Raw genomic sequence first — 7,150 nt, 5'->3', positions numbered from 1 at the left:
GGAACGCTGATCGTCGTTGTCGAACTTCGACCGTAGCTCATGACCGCCGTCTGGAACGTCAGATCCTCTTGCAGCGTGCGATGAGGTGTGACACCGAGCTTCTGAAGGACGGAGTGATAGGCTTTCACTGCTTCTTCAGGCTCAATCACGCCATCTGCGATCAGTCTGAGAAACTCAATGAAGGCGAGTTGATTCTCGGCCTGGTTGATTTTGCGTCCAAACAGGGCTGCGCGACCGCCGTATTTCTTCGTCTGGTGAAGCAACTGGAACGCATCGAGTGTCGTTCCTGCCGCGCCCCCGAGAACCCCGACGACCAGATGAGGATCGTAGGCTACAAGCTCTTCCATGGCTTTTGGACCGTGGTAGACCATCTTCAGGAAGACCGGGCGGCCCGCCTGTGGCACCCCCGCCAGCGTTCGGGCGATCAGGTCGTTGATAAAGGCCGGGAGCAGTTCCGGGGCGACAACATCAGGCACATTCGGGTCGAAGATTTCAAGAAAGTGTTTGAAGTTCTTTCGCTCTGCCTCTTCGCGAAATTCCTTGTAGCGATTCAGCGTTTCCAGATCACGTTCCTGATCATTCAGGAATGTCACCGAATAGAGCCCCAGGTTCGCACCGAGTTCTCGCTGTGCGGTCGTGCAGTCCAGATGACCACACTGCATATGGTCGATGTGGGCTGTGCGAAAGGGTCGGGCAGGCTGAGTGAAGACCTTGCCACCTCGGGGGACATGCACATCAGTGGCATCGTTGGCACGGGCGGCGGGGGTGATCGGTGAATTCTCAAACAGCCGTTCATTGATGGCCAGCTGTTCGCAGGTACTGGCTGACATCAGAACGATGTCGACGATCTGCTGGTCAATGACCTGGCGAATCTGATTGCGGTATTCGGCCAGCGTCTTGAACCGCATCTCATGCGAATGTCCTTCAGGAGACCCCTCTTTCCGTGTTTCACCAGGGGCAGGAACTCCGAACGCCATATCTGCATCCTTGGCGTCCGCAATGATGAATTCTTTCGAGCCATGTGGATCTGCGTGAATCGACTTAAGCTTCTCGTTCAGAGTCTTGGTGACCGCCATTCGCTGTTTTCCGAAAAAGACCAATCATTCTCAGTATGTAGTTCACGCGATTCCGCGAACTGAACCTTCACGTAGCCGATCCATGACAATTTCTGCCATGAGAGGATGTAATCCCAGGTGAGGGCAGAGCACAACCTCGACCTGTGGAAAATCGGCGCTCAATTGACGTTGAAACTCCTGTAAGTCCGTCACGACGTGGACGCCCGCCGAAAGAAAATACGGCAGCATCAACACCCGGGTTGCCCCCTGTTGAATGCATTTCCGACCACCGTCGATAATCGTGGGAGTCGCCAGTTCAAGGTAAGAAACTTCAACAATCTGGCAGTCTCCGCGAGATTTGAGTAACTCAGCGAGTTGCACCAGATCATGGTTTGCTTCGGCCCGTCTGCTTCCGTGTGCAATCAGTAGCACGGCATCCTGGCTCTGGGAAGGGGGGGTGATTGTCATGCTGTTGTTTTTATTTTCCGGCAAGTGTGGACATCCGAATCACAGATCGATTCCAAGCTCTTCGATCTTTCGATAAAGACTCGATAGCCCCAGCTTCAGTCGTTTAGCTGCTTCCCGTTTATCGGGGAACTGGTCAAGAACTCGCAAGATGTGAAGTCGCTCATAATGGCGAAGGGCAGAACGCAGATCGTCGGTGTCCGGCAATGGCTGTTCGGCGCCTCGCAGATCGGGCGGAAGGTCACTCGGACGGACAACGGTCCCTTCACTCATCATCACTGCACGTTCAATCGCATTATCCAACTGTCGCACGTTGCCCTTCCACTGAGCCGACATCAGCAGGCGAATAGTATCGCTCGACGAAATTGTGGCTTTGCGCCCCATCGCCCGGCCGTGCTTTCCGATGAAGAACTCCACCAGTTCCGGAATATCGTCCAGGCGTTCGCGAAGCGGGGGAATGCAGATTTTGACTCCATCCAGACGGTAGAACAGGTCCTCCTGAAACCGCCCCGCAGCGATTTCGAGAGTCAGATCGTGGGTTGTCGCGGCGATGACCCGCGGGTTGACCGCAAAGGTTTCAGTTCCACCGACGGGTGTCACCTCCTGCTTTTCGATGGCACGCAGCAGCTTTCCCTGTGTGGCCAGTGGCAACTGCGTGACTTCGTCGAGATAGAGAGTCCCCTGGCCCACATGGCGGAACAGCCCCGGTTGCTCTCCGGCGGACGTCACTGTCCCGAACAGCAGGACATCCAGTTCGCTCTCAGGACGGGTCGCGCAGTTGATCACGACGAAGCGTTCGTTCTGTTTCGGACCCCACTTGTGGATCGTACGAGCGAACAGTTCTTTACCGGTGCCCGACTCACCCACTAGCAGTGCGTTCGCATTCGTGACAGCGACTTTGCGAATGGCGTCGCGCACCTGCTGAATTGCTTTGCTGGAACCGATGATCTCGTCGCTGTCCTCGCGCCGCGAGAGCTCACGTCGCAACGCCTGATTTTCCAGATACAGCTCACGATATTCGAACAACCGTCGCAGTTTATTGGCCAGGTCATCAAAGATCACTGGCTTGATGAGAAAATCGAAAGCGCCCGACTTGAACGCTTCAATGGCATTCTCGACCGTAGCGTAGGCAGTGATGATCAACCCCGAGATATTCGGATTGATCTGCTGCAACCGACGAAGCAGAACCAGACCATCACCGTCAGGAAGCTGTACGTCACAAATCGCAACATCATAGTCACGCTGTTTCGCCTGATGTAGGGCAGCAGCGACCGAGGCAGCGACGGCGACTTCGTATCCTTCGTCAATCAACATCTCACGCAGCGAAGTGCGTATAATGTCTTCATCTTCCACGACCAGAACAGAATGCGCTCGCTTGAACATGGTTGGGAACTGCCTGCAAAGTTATTTTGGACGGACACCCCGCACTGCTGAACGAGATCAACCCGTGTCATGCCGCTGCAAGCCAATGTACCGTCCCGTGCCCGACCACTGCACTACCGCCCGTTCGACGCACCGAACATGCATGAACGTGGTCTCCTGTTTCGGTAACTTCCATTCTAGTGGAACAGAAGACGATTTCGGCAACTCTTCTGGCGGTTGTTGCGTCGAATTATGGTATCGTGGTGAAGCCGCAGAAATCTCGTTCCAGGAGTACCGGCAAAGACTCGCCAGTGTCGGACTCACCTGTAAAAATTCTGCGGCCTTGAGTCTTTTGTTTGCTGAGGGCGTTTGAAGATGACGACCACGACCAATTCTGGCAATTACGTCGACTTTGACGAATATGTCGGCCTTAAGCTGGAAAAGACTCAGTCGACGATTCGCACCACGGACCTGCTGACCGCACTGGCGGGCGTGGCAGCGATGTTCCTCGGCTACCTGTTGCTGTTCGTCATCTTTGATCAATGGATCCTCCGTGACGGATTTGGCCAGGCGTCACGCTGGGTCCTGCTGTCGACGCTGATAGTTGCCACCATCGCATGGCTTGTCTGGAAGGTCGGAATTCCGTCGTTTCGGAAAGTCAACGGCCTCTTCGCGGCTCGGCAGATCGAGAATGCCGAACCGGGACTGAAAAGTAACCTCTTAAACCTGATCGATCTTAAAGCCGCGGGACGCGCAGTCAATCCTGCAATTCTGAAAGCCATGGAGCGGCGCGCCGCCGTACGGCTGCAGCAAGTCGATGTCAGTAATGTCATCGACCACCGTCCGCTCGTAAGGACTGCGTACGTCTTGCTTGCCGTCATCGTGCTGTTCTGCCTCTACGCCATTTTCTCACCCAAAAAGATCTCCAACTCCATCTGGCGCGGGTTGCTGCCTGCCGCAAAAGTCCCCGTCTCCAAACGGACCGAAATCGTCTCCGTCACTCCCGGAGACACAACGGTCCCTGCACATACCCCCGCAGTGGAAGTACAGGTCGATCTCGCGGGAGAAATTCCGCATCAGGTATGGTTGGTCTATACGTCCGCAGACGGCAAGTTCACGCAGCAGCCCGTCGAACTGCGGCCGGACGATCAGGTTCCAACAAAATTCAAAGGGCAGCTCATCGGTGAGACCACCCAGGGATTGATGCAGGATCTGACGTATTCCATTCGGGCGGGAGATGCTGAGTCGGAAGACTACAAACTGACCGTCGAACAGCCTCCCTCAGCCCAGATCGAATCAATCAGAATCGAGTTTCCAGCATACATGAAGCTTGCTCCGATCGAGCAGCAACACCACGGTGAGATCGATGCCTGGGAAGGGGCCAAAATCGATCTGCAGGCCCGTACGAACATGCCCATCCGGTCGGCGCTGGTTCAGTTTCTGGACGATCCGGTGGTCGGCCCCACGGGCGAAGAAATCGTCACGACAGTCAAGCAGAATGGCCGGTCCCTCCAGGCCGACTGGACACTCGCACTCCGTTCCGACGGGAGTTACCCCAAGTTCTATCGCATCGACTGCCGGACTGAAGACGGCCGGCGTGATACGTCGCCGGCAAATTACGGGATGACCATACGAGCTGATCAACCACCGGAAGTGGCACTCGTGCGTCCTGAACAGGACATCGAAGCCCCGATCAATGCCACCGTACCGCTACTGATTCAGGCCCAAGACCCCGACTTTGAACTCGGATACCTCTATCTGAACATCGAAAGAGCGGGGCAGAAGATCCTGCACGAACAACTTTCAGAAGGGCGCCAGCCGAGACTGACTCTCAAACACGACCTGCAACTGTCAAAACTGAATGTCAGACAGGGAGAAGTTCTCGAACTCTGGATTGAGGCTTACGACAACAAACAGCCTCGCCCGAACTCGCGGAATACTCCCAAAATCAAAATTACCGTCCAGGAACCGGTCAGCCGTAAGCAGGCCGATCAACAACTGGCCGCAGAAAATCAACGAATCGACGACCTTCTCGCAGAAGCGGAACGCGACCAGAATCCAAATCCGGGTGAGCAATCGCAACTCTCAGAGGAAGACGATTCTGACCGGGACCGAGACAGGGACAACAGCGAAAAGCGGTTGACGGATCCTGAAACGACACGCCAGGAAAAATCAGACCCCGAGCAGCAGAAAAAGCAAGAGCAGAACAACCAAACCGGCGGCGACGAACGCCAACAATCCGGCGACAAGAAGGCAGGGAACGGCGGCCAGTCCGAAACGGGTCAGTCAGGCCAGGGGACGCAGAAGGAACGAGGCCAATCCGAAGGGACAAGAAAAAGCGAAGGTGGAAAGGACCAGTCGGGCCAGCAGCCGCTCAACAGCGATGGCTCGCAGGATGACGAGGCGCTGAAACGTCTGCTTGAAAAATTTGAGCAAACGTCGAAGAACGACGCACAGGATGCCCCCTCTGCGGAAGGAACGAACGACCGACGTGACTCGCAGGACAAACAGTCTGCGGACGAGCCGTCCGATTCCCAAGCCGCAGACCAGAACCGCGAGTCCCAGCCACAGGACGACGTAAGCCGAGACGATGGCAAGAATGGGGCGGATGAAACTGACAAGAATGACGCAGGTGCGACCGGTGATCCGACCGCCGAGCGAAAGCCGGCTCCGATGCCAGATAAGGAGGATGGACGAAAGCCACGCACGTCAGAGAAGGATCAGGAGAAGCTTTCAGGGGATGAAGGAACCCGAAAGGACGGACCGAAAGATCAACCTGAAAAGGGAAAAGAGGAATCATCGGCCGAGAAAGAAAAGGGCTCAAAAGGTCGCGGTAAGTCTCCGGACAAAAAGCCGGCCGGGAAACAACCTGACGCCGACGAATCTTCACGCAATCCCGAGCAAGACGCCCAGAAAGATCGGGCCGAGACCGGCTCCGATCCTTCCTCCCCCAATTCCAAGCCAGACCCCAAGTCGGAAGCTCCTGGAGGCAATAACGACGACTCCCCATCCGGTCCCACTCCGGCCGACGACGCCAACGCGGGTGGAGAAGGCAAGGAGGAGGGGGATGACGCTCCGTCGGATAGCTTGAACGAAACCAGCCCGCAGCAGAATCCGTCCAAGAACGGAGCGAAATCGAAACCCAAGGGAGATGGGACGGACTCTTCAGAGACGTCTGGCGAACAGGAACCTGCTCCTGAGTCACCAGATTCGATCAAGAAGCGCGCCGACGGCTCAGAACAAGGGACAGCAAAGCCTGATCGTGATCCGAAGAGCAATCCGGATCGTGTCCAAAACGACAAAGTGAAGCGCGATCCCCGCGAGATGCCTGAAAAACGCCAAAGCCAGGGAACGTCCGAGGATTCGGCCCAGGACCCGCAGCGCAAGACGCAAAAGCAAAACGAGAAAACTGATTCCACCGCTGACGAACGAAAAACGGCAACTCCAGACTCAGTTAAACAATCCGATGAGCCCAGTGGAGATGAGAAAAACTCGCTGAAGAAGCCCCCCAAATCGGATGCCGGAAAAAAAACGAATCCTGAAAGGACTCCCCAACAGACGCCAGGCGATCCATCGAAGGGATCTGACGACAAATCAGACTCGTCATCGGATCCAGCAGGTGCCAAGACAACGCCTGAGTCGGAAACCGATGTGAACGAAGGTTCTGACTCAGATAGCGAACCGTCTTCACAAGAGTCGGCAGAGCCGAAGCCCGAGAGCTCGAGCAACAGCAAGTCCAAATCGGGTGACAAGGCGAAAGCGTCCCGTCAGGATCCCGCCGGCGAAGCCACAGCCGATCAAGACTCACCGGCCAAAGAGGGTGAAGAGAAGGTGGATGGGGAATCGGGACCTGGAAAAGGGGCCGAGGGACAGAAACCGGGAGCCCCGTCAAGCGGTGGAGACAAATCCGCCGACGACGCCCAGGGCGAATCCGATGAATCATCGGACCAAGATAAACCGGCAGGGAAAAAGCCTGACGCAAACAAAGCCCGGAACGGTCTAAATAAAGAACAGAATAAGGAAGGAGCGAAAGCGGGAGACCAGCCGGGAGAAGGAAAGAAGTCCGATCAGGGGCAAAAGTCTGATCAGGCTGGTGCCGGGAAAGGGGACGGTGAAGAACCCGGCAAGGGGGATTCATCCGGTAAGCCTTCGACGCAACCGGGGTCCAAGACTCCCGGCCGTCCCGGCAGCAATCCAAACGGCAGTGGAGGAGCCATCGGCAACGACGGGGATCCTTCCGGCCCCTCGGGCGGAGAGGCCAACCCCGA

The 7,150-nt window shown here is 56.2% G+C and carries 4 protein-coding genes; 1 reads left to right on the top strand and 3 read right to left on the bottom strand.

Annotated elements, in window-relative coordinates:
• From VGE80_RS18545 to VGE80_RS18535, 3 genes are all read right to left on the bottom strand, one after another.
• Positions 1 to 1,076: hypothetical protein (locus VGE80_RS18545; protein ID WP_440593699.1), on the bottom strand; the 1,076-nt coding region annotated here is incomplete at its 3' end.
• Positions 1,077 to 1,118: 42 nt separating this feature from the next.
• Positions 1,119 to 1,523 carry a sirohydrochlorin chelatase gene (locus VGE80_RS18540; protein ID WP_373652010.1) on the bottom strand — a complete coding sequence of 135 codons (405 nt, stop codon included), beginning with the start codon at positions 1,521 to 1,523 and terminating at the stop codon, positions 1,119 to 1,121.
• A gap of 39 nt (positions 1,524 to 1,562) precedes the next feature.
• Complete coding sequence (locus VGE80_RS18535; protein WP_397570092.1) at positions 1,563 to 2,903, bottom strand: sigma-54-dependent transcriptional regulator; 1,341 nt, start codon at positions 2,901 to 2,903, stop codon at positions 1,563 to 1,565.
• Between the two features lie 354 nt (positions 2,904 to 3,257).
• Between VGE80_RS18535 and VGE80_RS18530 the strand changes: the two genes are divergently transcribed.
• The coding region (locus VGE80_RS18530; protein ID WP_440593698.1) for a hypothetical protein at positions 3,258 to 7,150 on the top strand (3,893 nt) is incomplete at its 3' end.

This window comes from Schlesneria sp. (assembly GCF_036405755.1).
Taxonomy (GTDB): Bacteria; Planctomycetota; Planctomycetia; order Planctomycetales; family Planctomycetaceae; genus Schlesneria; species Schlesneria sphaerica.
Note: the sequence above shows the minus strand (reverse complement) of the source record. Positions and strands in the feature narration are given on the sequence as shown.